Annotated in this window: 1 protein-coding gene; it reads left to right on the top strand. The window is 74.5% G+C overall.

What is annotated here, in order from left to right; all coding sequences use genetic code 11:
- Positions 1 to 780 (top strand): ATP-binding protein (locus FNQ90_RS25000; protein WP_407699444.1); only part of this gene is annotated, 780 nt, incomplete at its 5' end.
- Between the last annotated feature and the right edge of the window lie 149 nt (positions 781 to 929).

Below are 929 nucleotides of genomic sequence, written 5' to 3'. Positions count from 1 at the left end.
GTCCTCAACCCCGCCCGGCCCCTCTTCCGCGAGGCCCGCTACCTGCTGGCCGAGGAACCCGACCTCCGCGACCCCGCCCTGTACCACTCGGTGCTCGGCGCCATCGCCGACGGCCACCCCTCGCGCGGCGGCATCGCCAACCGCCTCGGTCGCAAGTCCACCGACCTCGCCCACCCGCTCGGCGTACTGGAGGATGTCGGCCTCATCGGCCGCGAACCCGACGCCTTCCGGCGCAACCGCTCCACCTACCGCATCACCGAACCCCTCATCACCTTCCACCACGCCGTCATGCGACCGGCCTGGGGCGAACTCGAACGTCCCGGACGCGCGGCCCGGGTCTGGGAGCGCCTGCGCCCCGCCTTCCGCAGCAAGGTCGTGGGACCGCACTTCGAGGCCCTGTGCCGGGAGTGGACCCGCTGGTACGCGTCCCCGGAGACCTGCGGGGGCCACCCCTCCCGGGTCGCCGCCGGCACCGTCAACGACCCCGCCGCCCGCATCACTCGCGAGGTGGATGTGGCCGCCTTCGGCCGGGACGGGGAGGACCGGGAGAAGCTGCTGGCCATCGGGGAGGCCAAGTGGAACGAGCCGCTGGGGCTCGGCCACCTGGAACGGCTCGAACACATCCGGGAACTGCTGCGGGCCCGGAGCGACGTGCGGGTGGGGGAGACCCGCCTGTTCTGCTTCGGCGGCGCCGGCTTCACCGACGACCTGCGGCGCCGCGCGGAGGGGGACCCCGGCGTGCAACTCATCGACACCCACCGGCTCCACCACGGCGACTGAGCCGGCCGCCCGGCCGCCCGGCCGCCCGGCGTCGTTCCGGGCCCGGACCCTCGCCGAGCGGCGGACCCGAAAACGGGATGCCGGGTCACATGGGCCGTGCTGGAATGCCCCGGTGACCGGCGATTCCCCCTCCTCCACGGCCCCGGAAC

This window comes from Streptomyces alkaliphilus, assembly GCF_014141535.1.
In the GTDB taxonomy this organism is placed as follows: domain Bacteria; phylum Actinomycetota; class Actinomycetes; order Streptomycetales; family Streptomycetaceae; genus Streptomyces; species Streptomyces alkaliphilus.
The sequence above is the reverse complement of the archived record's forward strand: the minus strand, read 5'-3'. Positions and strand labels throughout refer to the sequence as shown.